Source organism: Archangium sp. (genome assembly GCF_036277355.1).
Lineage (GTDB): Bacteria > Myxococcota > Myxococcia > Myxococcales > Myxococcaceae > Archangium.
This window is the reverse complement of sequence record NZ_DASUNC010000093.1, coordinates 32,330-47,583: the sequence shown is the minus strand read 5'-3', so window position 1 is coordinate 47,583 and position 15,254 is coordinate 32,330. Positions and strand designations below refer to the sequence as shown.

Sequence of the window (15,254 nt, the reverse complement as noted above, 5' to 3'; positions counted from 1 at the left end):
GTGCCGCTCGAGGCGCCGCCTCGGTGGAGATGGCCCTGTGCATGTTGGTCCTCATCCCCATCTTCCTCTACGCCCTCTTCCTGGATGATCTGCTGCGCTACTCGCTGGACGTGCAGGAGGCCGTCGTCTCCACGGTGTGGGACTACACGGTGCAGGACTACACGGGAACCGGAGACAAGAAGTTCAATCCCGTGACGGTGCAGCACTACGCCCGCCTGATGTACTGCGATCACGAGTCCGGCAAGAACCGCTACGACGAGAAGACCGAGAGCGGCGAGCTCAAGGATTGCGCCGAGGAGGACCACCATGACGGCACGGCGCTGGTGGCGCACGTGTGCTGGCTCAACAGCAGGGAGAAGGCGAAGGGTGACAGTGTCGACAAGCCTGGCGACACCAAGCAGGTGACGTGCGTGGGCCCGGACAAGTCGGTGGGGGACCTCGGGGCGGACGGGCTGTACGCGGGCTACCACTCGTCCGGCGAGTTCAACCAGGGCGGCTTCATCCACTGCTCGGCCCGGGCGGTGGTGGAGAACTATCTGCTGCCCCAGCGCTTCCTCCCCGAGTTCTCGGATGACAAGGAGCGGGTGGACCTGACGAAGAAGATGTGGCGCGCGAAGAAGGGCGGGAACGGCTACCATGACAACGCCAAGGACGGCGACAAGGGCTCCGCCTACTTCATCAAGGAGCAGGAGATGTCCATCCTCGTGGACACCTGGGCGCTGACGAAGCCGGCGCAGGCGCGGCCGGGGAAGAAGGAAGGGGAGCTGTACGAGCGGGTGAACAACGTCTACGCGAGCGCTCAGAGTCAGGGCTACGTCCAGATGAAGAAGGGCGCCGAAGACTTCTTCAAGAATGCGAGGCAGTCGTTGCTCGACGGCAAGTTCCTGCCGGACGAGGGGGGGGACGATCCGCGCAAGCCCAATCTCTCCATCAAGCCGCATACGGCGGGCATGGAGGCGCCGAGTGAGAAAATCAAACAGGCGAGCGGCTCCAGCAGCTACTTCAATACCGAGTGGAAGGATTGGGAGCAGAACCGGAACCAGAAGACCTACGAGAAGCGGGGCCCGTACTACATGGGCTGCCGCAAGCCGGGGACGTGCCGATGAGCAGGGTGCCACGGTTGGCGGTGCGAGTCCTGTCGCTGCTGTTCTCGGCGGTGGTGGTGGGCGGCCTCGTGGGCTTCGGCTGGGGGCGCCTGGCGGAGGAGGTGGCGCCAGCGCCGGTGGAGCGCGTGGTGCCGGACGAGGCACGCCCGGTGGCGCGGCGAGGGGCGCGGACGCCCGAGGAGGAGGCGGTGCTGGAGCGGGCGCTGTCTGCCTTTCCACCCTATCCCCGGGGCAGCCGCCCGGAGGTGTTGGCGGCGGACTACCTGGGGCCGGACGCGCCCGTGGCGGTCGCGTGGTTCTCCACGGAGGATGCGCCGGACCAGGTGTTGAGCCACTACCGGGACACGCTGCTGGAGGCGGGACTGCCGGTGCTGGGCGAGCGCCACGGCGAGTACGCCGGCTACGTGGGGTATTGGAGCCCGGCGGCGGAGGCGGTGCACCTGGTGTCGGTGCTGGCGCAGGGGGGCGAGACGCTGGTGTTCATTTCGTCGGGGCAGGTGGCGCCGTTGCTCGAGGGGGCGCCGGAGGTGCCTGGGTGGATTCCCCTGCCAGAGGAGACGGAGGAGCCCACGGTGCTCACCTTCCAGATGGAGGGAGCCACGCAGTACACGCTGTCCGGGCGGCTCGCGGGGATGTCCGTCCCCGGGGCGGCGGAGCTGCTCCAGCGGACGTTCGAGGGGCGGGGGTGGAGCGTGCAGCCGCTGCAAGAGCCGGGAGAGCTGGCGGCGGAGTTGGAGGTGCACCGAGGCGGCGTGCGCGGCCTGGTGATGGTGCGCCAGGCTCCTTCGCTGCTGGATGCGGAAGTCTACCTGTCATTGACCGAGCGCATGCGCGCTCCAGCGGGGCATGGCCCGGAGGCGGTTCGATGAAGAGCGCATGGACGTGGGGACTGGTAGGCGGGCTGCTGTGGGCGGGCGGGCTGGCGCGGGCCGAGAGCTGTGAGAAGTACTGCCGGGAGGAGACGAGGCAGTGCGTGGCCATCTGCGAGGAGCACGCGGGGGGAGGCACGGCGAAGTGTGTGAAGGCCTGCGAGCAGGAGGAGAAGACGTGTGTGAAGGAGTGCAAGGAGGATGAAGCGGATGCGCGGTAGCCGCCTGGAGAGGACGCCTCGGGGTCAGGCGATGGTGGAATACGCGATCGTCACTGCGGCCATCATGGGCTTCACGGTGATGGGCTGGCCGTTCCTCATCCAGCTTCTCAATGCATTGCACCGGTACTTCCAGTCCCTCTACTACGTCATCCAGTCACCGGCGATATGAGCGCCGCCCGGCCGGCTGCCACCTCGCTCCTCGACAAGCCAGACGCCTGATGGCTCACAGCCCGGTGTACGGCTTGTTCGGTCTCGGGGGACTGATAGAATTTTTGGATCTTCTGTAGCTGAGGTGGACGGACGTCTGCCCGTCTGGCCTGCTGGGAGTCGAGAAGGAGCACGGTCGAGGACGTCTGCTTCCAGTGCTCAAACACGTTCGTGTACTTTTCGACAGGGGCGTGGGCGAAGAGAGCGGCATGAAGTCTGCCGCCGCGTGTCGCACGGTGCCCCGATTCATCCAGCATCAGGGGGCTCGATCCAATCATGAACAGTAACGACGCCGGTGCCGCGCGCGGGGAGCATCCCGCGGGCATCGACATGAGGAACTTCGTACCCGGAGACCTGGGCCACCCGCGCCAGGGCCCTGACGTGAAGGCACGCCCTTCCGCCGGAGCGCGGCAAGCCCCGGAGCACTCCGCCGAGGCGCCTGTGCCGGGCGTGCCGGGCCCCGGCGCGCGCATCCACCACTACGAGCTCATCCGCGAGCTGGGCAGTGGCGGCATGGGCACCGTCTTCCTCGCCCGAGACACCCGGCTCGGCCGCCGCGTGGCCATCAAGTTCCTCCACACCCAGGAGCCCGCGCTCACCCAGCGATTCATCCTCGAGGCCCGCGCCACCGCCCGGTGCAGCCACGAGAACATCGTCATCATCTACGACGCTGGCGAGTTCAACGACAGCCCCTACATGGTGCTGGAGTTCCTCAAGGGCCAGCCCCTCAACAAGCTCCTCAAGGGCCAGCGCCTGCCGCCGTCCCGCGCCGTGGAGCTGATGGTGCCCGTGGTGCGCGCCCTGGCCTGTGCCCATGAGCAGGGCATCGTCCACCGCGACCTCAAGCCCGAGAACATCCTCGTCACCGACTCGGGCGCCATCAAGGTGCTCGACTTCGGCATCGCCAAGGTGCTCCGCCAGGAGGAGTCCTCGGTCATCGTGCAGGCCGCGGACGTGTCCGCGCTCCCGCCCAAGGACTCCAGCCTCACCCAACACGGCGCCATCCTGGGCACCATGTCCTATATGTCCCCCGAGCAGTGGGGCAACGGGGTGCCCGTGGACCACCGCACGGACATCTGGGCCGTGGGCATCATGCTCTTCCGGATGCTCGCGGGCCGCCACCCCCTGGAGCCCCTGCGCGGCTCGCAGCTTGCCGTCACCGCCTTCCTCGACGAGCCCATGCCCCGCCTGCGCGACGCGCTGCCGGATGCCCCCGCGGAGCTGGCCGCCATCGTCGACCGCTGTCTGCTCAAGCACAAGGAGGAGCGCTTCCCGGATGCGCTCGCGCTCCTGCGCGCGCTCGAGCCCTTCCTGCCCGGGCGCTACGCCCGCGAGCTGCGCATCGACGAGAGCCCCTATGCCGGGCTCAGCTCCTTCCAGGAGGCGGACGCGGACCGTTTCTTCGGCCGCTCCCGGGAGATCGCCGCCCTGATGAACCGGATGGGGGACCGGCCGCTGCTGGCCGTGGTGGGGCCCTCCGGCGCGGGCAAGTCCTCGTTCGTGCGCGCCGGCCTGGTGCCCGTCCTCAAGCGCTCCGGCGAGGAGTGGGAGGCGCTCGTCATCCGCCCCGGCCGTCATCCGCTCTCGGCGCTGGCGAGCATGGTGGCGCCCTTCGTGAGCTCCTCGGCCACCGTGGAGGAGGACCTCCAGACGCAGCAGCGGCTCGCCGAGCGCCTGCGCATCGAGCCCGGCTTCGTCGGCACCGTGCTGCGCAGCCGCGCCCGGCGCCAGGGCCGCAAGATCCTTCTCTTCGTGGACCAGTTCGAGGAGCTCTACACCCAGGTGCCCGATGCCGCGGAGCGCCTGGCCTTCACGGCGTGCCTGGCCGGCATCGCGGATGACGCGACCTCGCCCATGCGCGTGGTGGTGTCGCTGCGCTCGGACTTCCTGGACCGGGTGTCCGAGGACGAGCGCTTCATGGCCGAGCTGAGCCAGGGCCTCTTCTTCCTCGCGGCGCCGGACGGCGAGGGCCTGCGGGACGCGCTGGTGCAGCCCGCGGAGATGGCCGGCTACCGTTTCGAGTCCCCGGACATGGTGGACGACATGCTCGAGCACCTGGCGGCCACGCCGGGAGCGCTGCCGCTCCTGCAGTTCGCCGCCACCCAGCTCTGGGAGTCGAGAGACCCCGCGCGCAAGCTGCTCACGCGGGAGAGCTACGGCGCCATGGGGGGCATCGCCGGTGCGCTCGCCACGCACGCCGACAGCGTGCTGGCGGGGCTGTCCTCCGCGGAGCGCGTGCTGGCTCGCTCCGTCTTCCTGCGCCTGGTGACGCCCGAGCGCACGCGGGCGATTGTCTCGGTGGAGGAGCTGGGCGAGCTGTCGTCGGAGACGGCGGCGCTGCGGCGGCTGGTGGACCTGCTGGTGCAGGCGCGGCTGCTGGTGGTGCAGACGGGAGGAGGGACGGCCGGGGCGACGGTGGAGCTCGTCCACGAGTCGCTCCTGCACAGCTGGCCCACGCTGCGCCGCTGGCTGGACGAGGGCCAGGAGGACGCGGCCTTCCTGGAGCAGCTGCGCAACGCGGCCCGGCAGTGGCAGGTGAAGGGGCTCGACAGTGGGCTGCTGTGGCGCGGGGAGATGGTGGAGGAGGCCCACCGCTTCCAGCGGCGCTACCGGAGCGAGCTGCCGAAGCTGCAGCGCGACTTCCTGGAGGCCGTCTTCACGCAGGCGGCGCGGGCCGGGCGGCTCAAACGGGCGTTGGTGGTGGGCTCCACGGTCTTCCTGCTGCTGCTGCTGGCGGCCTCGGCGGTGGCCCTGGTGAGCATCCGCGATGCGCAGCGGGAAGCCGAGCGGCAGGCCGTGGCGGCGCGGGCGTCGGCGGTGGAGGTGAAGCAGCGCCTGGCGGAAGTGCAGGCCAAGGAGCTGGAGCGCCAGACGGCGCTGCGCCAGGAGGAGGAGGCCGTCCGCCAGGCGGAGAGCGCCAACGAAGCGCTGCTGGAGAAGAACGAGATGCTGGAGGACGCATTGGACAACGCCGAGCTGGCGACGCGGCGTGCCCGGTTCTTGAAGTGGATGGCCGTGAAGAGCGCGAAGTCGGAGCGCAAGGCCCGGAAGGACGCGGACTCGGCGGCCGAGGAGCTCAAGAAAGCGCTGGCTCGCGAGCAGGAGCGCCGCTTCCGTCTGGAGTCGGAGCTGGGGGGGTACATCAAGAATTTGAAGGGAGTGGAGCAGTGAGAGCGGTGATGAAGGCGGTTGCGCTGAGCCTGGCCGTGGGCTCACTGGCGCTGGGGGCCGGACCTGCGTCCGCGCAGGAGCGCGGCTCCACCCTGGAGTCAGCGGAAGTGAATCCCTGGGTCCGCGGTGTCCCGAAGAAGAATCGGCTGGAAGCGCTCGAGCTGTTCGAGATGGGCAACGCGCGGCTGGAAGAGAGCCTCTTCGTGCAGGCGCTCGAGAGCTACCAGAAGGCGCTCGCGCAGTGGAACCATCCCGCCATCCACTACAACATGGCGCTGGCGTTGATGAGCCTCGAAAGGCCTCTCGAGGTCCATCTCCACCTGACGGAGGCGATGCGCTACGGCCCGGACCCCCTGGGGAGCGAGAAGTACGAGAACGGCCGCCGCTACCTGGCGCTCGTCGAGAAGCAGCTCGCGCGCGTGGAGGTGAGCTGTGATGAGCCTGGCGCCAGCGTGTCGCTGGACGGGCAGTTCCTGTTCGTTGCCCCCAATCGTGTCGAGAAGCTGGTGCGTCCCGGGACGTACCATGTCTCCGCGACCAAGGGCGGTTACGAGCCCACGGAGCTGCGCCAGACGCTGATGCCCGGGGCGACGACACCCGTCGAGCTCAAGCTCTACACGGAGAAGGAACTCACCCGGTACAAGACGCGCTGGCCCGTCTGGATTCCCTGGACGGTGTTGGGGGCGGGAGCGGCCGTGGCCGCGGGAGGCGGTCTGCTCCACCTGGGGGTGCTCGGCAGCTATGACACCTTCGATAAAGGTGTCGAGGCGTGTGGCGGCTGTATGCCCGCGCCAGCGCTGACGGAGGCGCGTCAGCAGGGAGACCTGCTGCGCACCGTGTCCCTGGGCGCATATGCCGCTGGAGGGGCCGCGCTGGTCACGGGCGCGGTGCTCCTCTTCCTCAACAGACCCCAGCCCTATCGCATCGACCCGGGTGTGCGGACGCTGAGCGTCGCGCCCCTGGTGGGCGATGGGGTGGGTGGTGCGTCCATGTCCCTTCGCTTCTGAGCTGACCGATGAAAAGAGAGATTTTCGGATTGTCACTCCTCGTCCTGTCGCTCTGCGCCTGCATGGAGCCCAAGAGCGTGCTCTGCTCCTCGGGCCGTGCCTGCCCCTCGGGGCAGAAGTGCGCCGCCAGCCAGGACGTCTGCATCAAGACGGACTGTGGAGACGGCATCCTCCAGGCCGGTGAGGCGTGTGACGATGGCAACATCCTGGATGGGGATGGCTGCAGCCGCACCTGCGAGTCCGTGGAGGCTTGTGGCAATGGTGTGCTGGATTCCGCCTCCGGTGAGGTGTGCGATGACGGCAACACCCGGGATGGCGATGGCTGCAGTGCCAATTGCAAATCCAACGAGAAGTGTGGAAACGGTGTCGTCGACGTCTCCATGGGGGAGAAGTGCGATGACGGCAACACCCGGTCCGCGGATGGCTGCAGCGCGGACTGTCTATCGGATGAGACGTGTGGAAACCATTACACGGACTCCGTCATCGGCGAGGTCTGTGATGACGGCAACCGGGTAGCGGGAGATGGGTGCAGCGCCGATTGTCACTCCGGCGAGGTCTGTGGCAACAAGATCCTGGATCGCGGTGAGGCATGCGATGAGGGCAATACCGATAACACCGCGGACTGCCTCAGTGATTGTACCTTGGCCCGCTGTGGCGATGGACATGTGAATACACTGGGGGCGCCGGAGCATGTCGAGGCGTGCGATGACGGACGCGAGACCGCGGCTTGCAACTCGAACTGCACCCTTCCGGCGTGCGGTGATGGCATCGTGAACGTCAGCGCCGGAGAGGTGTGTGATGATGGCAACGGCAGCAATAACGACAGTTGTTTGAACAACTGCACCGCGGCCCGGTGTGGTGATGGCTACCTCAACGTGGGGACCGAGCAGTGTGACGACGGCAATGCCGGTGCTTGTGGTACCTGCAGTGCCTCGTGCATCAGACTACCGGCCACGGAGGCGAAGGGACTCATCACGGTGCCCGAGGGAAAACTGCTGGAGGATGGCGAGGTGTTCTCCATCAGCGATGGGCGCAAGCGGGTGTTCTTCGAGTTCGATCGTGATGGACAGGTCTCGCGCTCGCATGTGCCCATTGTATTGGGGAATGATTGGTCGGCCGAAGATGTCGCCCAAGAGGTCTTCAATTCCATCCTCTTCAGCCCCAAGAAGTTGAGCATGAACGTCGAGCACGAGAGCAAATCGATGAGCGTGAGCTTCACGCACAAGTCGAAAGGGGCGTTCGCGAACAATCCCATCATCCAGTCGGTTGAGAATGAGGGATTCGTCGTGGACGGGATGACAGGGGGGGTCGGCCGCGACTGCGAGAAGGATGCACGATGCTCGGTAGATGAGGATTGTGTGCAGGGGCTGGGTTGCCGGGGCGGGTTCTGCAAGTGATTCACACCCTCACCCCGGCCCTCTCCCAGAGGGAGAGGGAGGAGTGGGGGTGATGGGCGGGGCTACTGCGCCGGGAAGAGGTTCTCGATGGACAGGTAGCGCTCGCCCGTGTCGTAGCAGAAGCACAGCACCCGGCTCTTGTCGGGGATCTCCGCCAGCTTCTTGTTCACCGCCGCCAGCGCCGCGCCCGAGGAGATGCCCACGAAGATGCCCTCCTCGCGAGCGGACCGCTTCGCGAACTCGAACGCCTCCTCCTCGGCTACCTGGATGACGCCGTCCAGCGCCTCCTTGTGCAGGTTCTTCGGGATGAAGCCCGCGCCGATGCCCTGGATGGGGTGCGGCCCCGGCTGCCCGCCGCTGATCACCGGCGACTTGACCGGCTCCACCGCGAGTACCTTCAGCTTCGGCCACTTCTCCTTGAGCACCTCGGCGCACGCCGTGATGTGGCCGCCCGTGCCCACGCCCGTGATGATGTAGTCCAGGCCCTCGGGGAAGTCCTTGAGGATCTCCTGCGCCGTGGTGCGCTTGTGCACCTCGATGTTCGCCTCGTTCTCGAACTGCTGCGGCATCCACGCGTTGGGCGTCTGCGTCACCATCTCCTGCGCCCGGGCGATGGCGCCCTTCATGCCCTGCGCGCGCGGCGTCAGCTCGAACGTGGCCCCGTACGCCGCCATCAGCCGGCGGCGCTCGATGCTCATCGACTCGGGCATCACCAGGATGAGCTTGTAGCCCTTCACCGCCGCCACCATCGCCAGGCCGATGCCCGTGTTGCCCGACGTGGGCTCGATGATGACGCTGTCCTTCTTGAGCAGGCCCCGCTTCTCCGCGTCCTCGATCATCGCCAGGCCGATGCGGTCCTTGATGCTCCCGCCCGGGTTGGCCCGCTCGAGCTTCATGTACACCTCGACGCGCGAGGGAAAGAGCCGGTTGATGCGCACGTGCGGCGTGTTGCCGATCGTCTCCAGGATGTTGTTCACCTTCATGGGGATGCCCTCTTTGGGAAGCTGTCCGTTACAGAAGACGAATATCCGCTACATCAGATGTGGTATTCAAGCTCGTCGAACTCGGCATTGGGCTCCCGGTGGCGCACCTCGCTGCGGCGGGTGACCATGGACTCCGGGGGGATGCTGTGGGTGATGAAGGCGTTGCCGGCGATGATGCTGCCGCGGCCCACCACCGTGTTGCCGCCGAGGATGGTGGCGTTGGCGTACACCACCACCTCGTCCTCGATGGTGGGGTGGCGCTTCTTGTCGGCCAGGTCCTTCTGCACCTGGAGGGCGCCGAGCGTGACGCCCTGGTAGATCTTCACCCCGGTGCCGATGAGGGTGGTTTCTCCGATGACCACGCCGGTGCCGTGGTCGATGACGAAGCGCCGGCCGATGGTGGCGCCGGGGTGGATGTCCACGCCGGTGCGCTGGTGGGCCAGCTCGGTGAGGAGCCGGGGCAGGAGCGGGAAGCCCAACAGGTGCAGGGCGTGGGCGATGCGGTAGATGGCGATGGCGTAGAAGCCGGGGTAGGTGAGGATGACCTCGTCCACGTTGCGGGCGGCGGGGTCGGCTTGGTTGATGGCCTCGGCGTCCTGGCGCAGCCAGGCGTAGATTTCCGGGAGCTGCTCCATGAAGCGCTGGGGCATGTCCGCGGACAGGCCCGGGTAGCGCGGGGCGAGCGTGTCCAGGGCGCGCGTGAGGATGGCCTCGACCACGGCCACCTCGGAGCGGATGCCGACGGAGCTACAGTCCATCCGCTCGGCGAAGTGGGGGAAGAGCAGAGCCAGGACCTTCTCGATGAGCTCGGGCGCCGCGGCGCGCACGTCAGGCGGGAAGCAGTGGTGCCTGCGCGCCTCGATGAGGGTCTGGATGAGCCGGCCGTTGGGTTCGTCCATGGGCCGGGCACGTTACCCGTTAGTACCGGCCTCCGCCCAGTGCGCTGACGGCGGCGGACAGCACACGGTCCTCCACCCCCCCAGACGGCCTTGTCGAGGCCCTGGATGCCGGCGCCCCGGAGGCCGTCCGTGAAGCCGTGCGCCCGAGGGCCCCGTGAAGTTGCGTCCCGGGCCCGGGAGGGCGAGTCTCCGGCCGCGCCATGAAGACGACCCTGACCGCCCAGAGCCTCTCGGACACCCGGACCGCCCTCCAGGCGGCGAACAAGGCCTTCAACCACCGTTACCCGGGGGAGTCCTCCCGGCGGCAGCCCATCCACTCCGTCTATGGGGGGGCGCACCTCTTCAAGGCGGAGACGGCCTCGAAGCTGGCGGAGGTGGCGCTGCGCTCGTGGGAGGAGCATGCGCCGGATGGGCGCACCCTGGCCCGCGTGCTGGGGCTGCCGGAGGGCGGACTGGCGGAGACGGTCCACGCGCGCGTGGTGGCCAAGCTGCGGCGCGAGGCGGTGGAGGACTACCGCATCGACTTCGAGGACGGCTATGGCCATCGGCCGGACGCGGAGGAGGACGGGCACGCGCTGGCCGCGGCGGCGGAGATGGCGCGGGGCCTGGAGCAGGGCTCGCTGCCGCCCTTCATCGGCCTCCGCATCAAATCCTTCAGTGACGAGCTCTTCGGCCGCTCGGTGCGCACCCTGGATCTGTTCCTCTCCGCGCTGGTGGAGAAGACGGGGGGGCGCCTGCCGCCGGGATTCGTGGTCACCCTGCCCAAGGTCTCCATCCGCGAGCAGGTGGTCGCGCTCGACTCCGTGTTGATCGGCCTGGAGGAGGGCCTGTGCCTGGCGCGGGGCGTGGTGAAGGTGGAGCTGATGGTGGAGACGCCGCAAGCCCTCTTCGATCGGGAGGGACGGGTGGAACTGCCGCTGCTGGTGGGGGCCGCCCGGGGACGGTGCACCGGCGTGCACTTCGGCGCGTACGACTACACGGCGGCGTGTGGCATCACCGCGGCGCACCAGCACCTGTTCCATCCTTCTTGTGACTTCGCCCGGCACGTGATGCAGGTGTCACTGGCGGGTACGGGCATCCATCTGTCCGATGGTGCGACCACCACCATGCCCGTGGGGCCGCACAAGGCGCCCAAGGGAGGCGCGCTCACGCCGGAGCAGCAGGAGGAGAACCGCGCCGCCGTGCACCGCGCCTGGCGGCTCCACGCGGACAACGTGCGCCGGTCGCTGACGGATGGCTTCTACCAGGGGTGGGATCTGCACCCGGCGCAGGTGCCCGTGCGCTACGCCGCCGTGTATGCCTTCTTCCTGGAAGGGCTGGACGAGGCCTCGCGCCGGCTGAAGGCTTTCATGGACAAGGCGGCCCAGGCCACGCGGCTGGGGGATGTCTTCGACGACGCGGCCACGGGGCAGGGGTTGATCAACTTCTTCCTGCGCGGCATCGCCTGTGGCGCCCTCACGGAGGACGAGGCGCGCGCCGCCGGGCTCACCCTGGAGGAATTGCGCACCCGCTCGTTCCTGGAGATCCTCCAGGGGCGCCGGAAGGGCTGACGCACTCGAAAGCCTCCAAGCGTGAGGTGGCTCCGAAGCGGTGCGCCAGTGGGCCGAGCCGCGGACGGCGTTGGAGCAGGTCCGGCGGTAGGCCGTACCTGAACGGGCGCACCCCCTTCGTCATTGTGCGGAGGTGCCCTTTGCCGTACCTTGGCATCCGTTGGAAGCGGACCCCATCCAGCCCGGAGCGCCTACTGGATGAGCGACGAGATATTCACGGTTCAAGAGGTCGCGGCCTTGCTCAAGGTCATGGACAAGACCGTGTACACGATGGCGCAGCGGAGGGAGATGCCAGCGCCGGAGCCAGCCCATGAGCCTCGACGCACTCAATGCCATCTGCCCCTACTACACCATGTACCCGCTGGAGTTTCCGCTTCGGGTGCTCAAGGAGCACGGCAAGCGCGGCGAGTGGGTCATCGATCCCTTCTGCGGTCGTGGCACGACGAACTTCGCGGCCCGCCTACTTGAGATGCCCTCGGTCGGGGTGGATAGCAGCCCCGTCGCCGCCGCCCTCGCGCAGGCCAAGCTCGCGTACGCAGAGCCTGGCCGAGTAGTCGCGAGCGCTCGAGCGATTCTGAACGCGGCGAAGGAGCCGACTGCTGTGCCGAAGGGCGCATTCTGGAAGCTCGCGTACCACGAGGAGACCCTCATCCAGCTCTGCCGACTGAGGGACGCCCTACTCACCGACTGCTCGTCACCGACGCTTATTCTCCTGCGGGCGATCATCCTGGGCGCGCTGCACGGTCCGCGTCCAAAGGGCACGCCGTCGTACTTCTCGAACCAGTCGCCCAGGACGTTCGCGCCAAAGCCTAACTATGCCGTGAAGTTCTGGACTGAGCGCGGCATGCGCCCGGACGCCGTCGATGTCTTGGGTGTCATCAAGGCGCGCGCCGATCGTTACCTCTCCGAACCGCCGCCTGACGTCGAAGGCAAGGTGGAGCTCGGCGACAGCCGTGTGGCGGACACGTTCAAGGACATGCCCAAGGCGCGCTTCGTCGTGACGTCGCCTCCGTACTTCGGCATGCGCACCTACCTGCCGGACCAGTGGCTTCGGCTCTGGTTCCTCGGTGGCCCCGACTACGTCGAGTACCGGCAGCCTGAGGGGCAGCTCGAGCACTCGGGCGCCGACCACTTCGCGGCCGAAATGGGCCGCGTTTGGAAGAACGTCGCCGCCCACACGACGAAGGGCGCACGCCTCATCATTCGCTACGGCGGGATTCACGACCGCGACGCCGATCCGATGGACGTGCTGAAGAAGTCGCTGGTCGACTCCGGTTGGAAGATGAAGACGGCAAAGGCCGTCCCCGACTCCGATAGCGGGCGCCGACAGGTGCGGCAGTTCCAGGCCGAACCCAAGAAGGCCATCACCGAGCATGACGTGTACTGCCACCGTGCCTGAGGGAGAGAGCCAGTGACGAAGGGCAACCAGAAGAAACCGGCGGCAGGCGCGAAGACGCAAGCAGCGGCGAGCCATCTCCTCAAGGGGGAGAAGCTCTCGTTCGATGACGAAGCGACCAAGCCGAAGGCCAGTGACGAGGAGCTCAACAGCCGCTACGCGAAGGGCGAGATCCGCATCGTCACGGAGCAAGCGCGGTATCCGCTTGCGGGCATCCTGGGAATGCTGAAGGAGGAGATCGAAGGCGAAGGCGGCAAGAAGGAGCTCCGTTACAAGCGCGACCCCGAGTACCAGCGTCGGCATCGATGGAGCGTCGAGCGGAAGTCGCGGCTCATCGAGTCGTTCTTGATGAACGTGCCGGTGCCGCCCGTGTTTCTGTACGAGCGTGACCTCGCACGCTACGAGGTGATGGATGGACGCCAGCGCCTGACCGCGCTGAGTGACTTCTACGCCGGCAAGTTCAAGCTCACCGGGTTGCAGTACTGGTCGGACCTGGACGGGCGAAGCTACTCGACGCTTCCGTCGATGGTCCGGGACGGCATTGATCGCCGGTACATCTCGTCGATCATCCTCCTCAAGGAGACGGCGGTCAGTGAAGAGCAGGCCGCGATGCTCAAGAAGATGGTCTTCGAGCGCCTCAACTCTGGAGGCGTGAAGCTCGGCAGCCAGGAGACGCGCAACGCCGTCTACGGTGGACCACTCAACACGCTCTGCCTCGCGCTCTCCGAGAACGACAACTTCCGGCGGATGTGGGGCATCCCGCTCGACCCGTCGCCGGAGGAGAAGGAGGCCGACGAGGAGTCCGAGGAGACCGTCGACGAGCCGACCGCAGCGGGCACGCGCATGTTCGAGAAGATGGAGGACGTGGAACTCGTTCTGCGCTTCTTCGCCTATCGCCAGATCGACGAGTTCAAGGCTGGCCTGAACAAGATCTCCGAGTTCCTCGACCTGTTCATCGTCCGCGGCAACAACTTCGCGCCGGCGCTGCTGGCGGACTACCGCACTATGTTCGAGTCGACCGTCTCCTTCTTGTGGGAGGTGCTCGGGGCTGAGGCGTTCACGGTGCTCGGGTTCTCCAAGCGCCCCACCAAGATCGTCTACGACCCGCTGATGTTCGTGGCCAACAGTGCTGCGGTCGTCCCGCATCGAGCGAAGCTCATCGCGAAGAAGGCAGTCCTTCGGGGCGAGCTCGAGGCCATGTACAAGGCGAAGCACGATCTCTTCGCCGGGCGTCGCACCAACTTCGCGGACACCCAGAACCGGAACCATTGCGTGAGCGAGGCCTTCGCCGCCGCGATCGCCAAGACCCAGAAGTGATCGCGACGGAGCCTGCCTGTGCGTTCTACGTTGGATGAACTCATCACTGAGCTGGCCGATCTGAAGGCGCTCGTGGCGTCGATCGAGCCGGTCAACCTCGCACTGGCGGGCCACAAGGACACCGTGGTGCAGCAGTACGTCTCGATCCGGCGTCGCTTCGACTACGCTGCGTTCGCCGTTGCTCTATACGCGTCGTTCGAGAAGTTCGTCGAGAACCTCATCACGGCGTATGTTCGTCTCGAGTCTCGGCGCGTCGCCTATGCCGCGCTGCCGCAAAAGCTGACGGACAAGCATCTGGCAGGGACGGCAGAACTCCTGTGGCGCGGCCGACTCGGGGAGGGGCGCTACGTCGGCATGAGTGAGCTAGGCGTGGTCAAGAACCTGTTCGAGTGCTTGAGCGGCACTACGCCGTACGCCCTGAACGAGGCGGTGGTGATTGCGCACGACGCGAACCTGCGCGCGGGCGAAGTCGATGCTGCCTTCGGAGCGGTCGGCATCGAGAAGATCTGCGACCGCGCGTGTCGCGCCGACGCGATGGTGGCCTGGTACTGCGCCGCGCAGGGACTCGATACGGTGCCACAGGATCGTGTGAAGCGAACGGTGCTCGAGGAGCGCCTCAAGGACATCGTCGAACGCAGGAATCAGGTCGCTCACCGTGGAGGAAATCCCGTTGACCTCCTCGGAAGCGCGGCGATGAGCGACGCGGTGGCTTTCATCGAGAGTTTCTCGAGGTCGATCTTCGGGCTGGTGGTCGGGCGCTATCTCGAGGCCCACCACAACGCGTCAGCGAACCGCATCGAGCTGGCGCTGCATGCGGGGGACGGGCCCTTCAAGAACCAGACGATCGTTGTTGTCGACAAGCCTGCCCAGAGGCTCTTCGTCGGGCAGCCGGTGTTTGTCGTCCTTGAATCCACTGGTGCCCGCTGGGGCCGCATCCAGAGCCTGCGGATCGACGATGCCGATGTGGAGGAGGTGGAACCGAGTGCAAACGCTCCCAAGGGCATCGGTGTTGGATTGGACTTCAAGTATCCGAAGAACCCCGATGTGAAGCTCGTTGCCCTCACGTCTGACGACGACGTGGTATGGAGCCCGCTGAACGTTGCTGCAGCGCCAGCGGCATAGACGCTGGCC

The 15,254-nt window shown here is 67.1% G+C and carries 12 protein-coding genes and 1 pseudogene; 11 read left to right on the top strand and 2 right to left on the bottom strand.

Features of this window, described 5'->3' with window-relative positions; genetic code table 11:
• Window positions 1-41: 41 nt before the first annotated feature.
• The 7 genes from VFZ09_RS24220 (at window position 42) to VFZ09_RS24190 (ending at window position 7,978) form a co-directional block, all read left to right on the top strand.
• Entirely contained in the window at window positions 42-1,106 is a 1,065-nt protein-coding gene (locus VFZ09_RS24220) for a hypothetical protein (RefSeq protein WP_329730008.1), read from the top strand.
• Complete coding sequence (locus VFZ09_RS24215; RefSeq protein WP_329730007.1) at window positions 1,103-1,975, top strand: hypothetical protein; 873 nt, start codon at window positions 1,103-1,105, stop codon at window positions 1,973-1,975. Before VFZ09_RS24220 ends, VFZ09_RS24215 begins: the two co-directional genes overlap by 4 nt.
• Window positions 1,972-2,196, top strand: coding sequence for a hypothetical protein (locus VFZ09_RS24210; RefSeq protein ID WP_329730006.1), 225 nt, complete (start codon window positions 1,972-1,974; stop codon window positions 2,194-2,196). Before VFZ09_RS24215 ends, VFZ09_RS24210 begins: the two co-directional genes overlap by 4 nt.
• On the top strand, window positions 2,186-2,365 hold the full coding sequence (locus tag VFZ09_RS24205; protein WP_329730005.1) for a hypothetical protein: 180 nt from the start codon (window positions 2,186-2,188) through the stop codon (window positions 2,363-2,365). The genes VFZ09_RS24210 and VFZ09_RS24205 overlap by 11 nt, the downstream gene beginning before the upstream one ends.
• 314 nt (window positions 2,366-2,679) lie before the next feature.
• On the top strand, window positions 2,680-5,574 hold the full coding sequence (locus tag VFZ09_RS24200; RefSeq protein ID WP_329730004.1) for a serine/threonine-protein kinase: 2,895 nt from the start codon (window positions 2,680-2,682) through the stop codon (window positions 5,572-5,574).
• An 8-nt stretch (window positions 5,575-5,582) separates the two neighbouring features.
• Window positions 5,583-6,581 carry a carboxypeptidase-like regulatory domain-containing protein gene (locus VFZ09_RS24195; protein ID WP_329730028.1) on the top strand — a complete coding sequence of 333 codons (999 nt, stop codon included), beginning with the start codon at window positions 5,583-5,585 and terminating at the stop codon, window positions 6,579-6,581.
• A gap of 29 nt (window positions 6,582-6,610) precedes the next feature.
• Window positions 6,611-7,978 (top strand): DUF4215 domain-containing protein, encoded by a 1,368-nt coding sequence (locus VFZ09_RS24190; RefSeq protein ID WP_329730003.1) that lies wholly within the window; start codon window positions 6,611-6,613, stop codon window positions 7,976-7,978.
• A gap of 62 nt (window positions 7,979-8,040) precedes the next feature.
• Here VFZ09_RS24190 and cysK read toward each other — a convergent pair whose 3' ends face one another.
• Window positions 8,041-8,961, bottom strand: a complete 921-nt coding sequence (cysK, locus tag VFZ09_RS24185; protein WP_329730002.1) for a cysteine synthase A — start codon at window positions 8,959-8,961, stop codon at window positions 8,041-8,043.
• A gap of 53 nt (window positions 8,962-9,014) precedes the next feature.
• Complete coding sequence (epsC, locus tag VFZ09_RS24180; RefSeq protein ID WP_329730001.1) at window positions 9,015-9,860, bottom strand: serine O-acetyltransferase EpsC; 846 nt, start codon at window positions 9,858-9,860, stop codon at window positions 9,015-9,017.
• A 200-nt stretch (window positions 9,861-10,060) separates the two neighbouring features.
• On the opposite strand from epsC, the gene VFZ09_RS24175 reads away from it, so the two are divergent.
• The 4 genes and pseudogenes from VFZ09_RS24175 (at window position 10,061) to VFZ09_RS24160 (ending at window position 15,245) form a co-directional block, all read left to right on the top strand.
• Window positions 10,061-11,410 (top strand): DUF6986 family protein, encoded by a 1,350-nt coding sequence (locus VFZ09_RS24175; RefSeq protein WP_329730000.1) that lies wholly within the window; start codon window positions 10,061-10,063, stop codon window positions 11,408-11,410.
• Window positions 11,411-11,645: 235 nt separating this feature from the next.
• Window positions 11,646-12,809 (top strand): annotated as a pseudogene (locus tag VFZ09_RS24170) (DNA methyltransferase); the annotation flags it as partial.
• A gap of 12 nt (window positions 12,810-12,821) precedes the next feature.
• Window positions 12,822-14,123: a DUF262 domain-containing protein gene (locus VFZ09_RS24165; RefSeq protein WP_329729999.1), complete on the top strand. Its 1,302-nt coding sequence runs from the start codon at window positions 12,822-12,824 to the stop codon at window positions 14,121-14,123.
• A 30-nt stretch (window positions 14,124-14,153) separates the two neighbouring features.
• On the top strand, window positions 14,154-15,245 hold the full coding sequence (locus VFZ09_RS24160) for a HEPN domain-containing protein (protein WP_329729998.1): 1,092 nt from the start codon (window positions 14,154-14,156) through the stop codon (window positions 15,243-15,245).
• Window positions 15,246-15,254 lie beyond the last annotated feature (9 nt).

What these genes read in the sequence shown, in the direction of transcription:
- VFZ09_RS24220 (WP_329730008.1), top strand. Translation starts at nt 42, where the DNA reads ATGTTGGTCCTCATCCCCATCTTCCTCTACGCCCTCTTCCTGGATGAT.
- VFZ09_RS24215 (WP_329730007.1), top strand. Translation starts at nt 1,103, where the DNA reads ATGAGCAGGGTGCCACGGTTGGCGGTGCGAGTCCTGTCGCTGCTGTTC.
- VFZ09_RS24210 (WP_329730006.1), top strand. Translation starts at nt 1,972, where the DNA reads ATGAAGAGCGCATGGACGTGGGGACTGGTAGGCGGGCTGCTGTGGGCG.
- VFZ09_RS24205 (WP_329730005.1), top strand. Translation starts at nt 2,186, where the DNA reads ATGCGCGGTAGCCGCCTGGAGAGGACGCCTCGGGGTCAGGCGATGGTG.
- VFZ09_RS24200 (WP_329730004.1), top strand. Translation starts at nt 2,680, where the DNA reads ATGAACAGTAACGACGCCGGTGCCGCGCGCGGGGAGCATCCCGCGGGC.
- VFZ09_RS24195 (WP_329730028.1), top strand. Translation starts at nt 5,583, where the DNA reads ATGAAGGCGGTTGCGCTGAGCCTGGCCGTGGGCTCACTGGCGCTGGGG.
- cysK (WP_329730002.1), bottom strand. Translation starts at nt 8,961, where the DNA reads ATGAAGGTGAACAACATCCTGGAGACGATCGGCAACACGCCGCACGTG.
- epsC (WP_329730001.1), bottom strand. Translation starts at nt 9,860, where the DNA reads ATGGACGAACCCAACGGCCGGCTCATCCAGACCCTCATCGAGGCGCGC.
- VFZ09_RS24175 (WP_329730000.1), top strand. Translation starts at nt 10,061, where the DNA reads ATGAAGACGACCCTGACCGCCCAGAGCCTCTCGGACACCCGGACCGCC.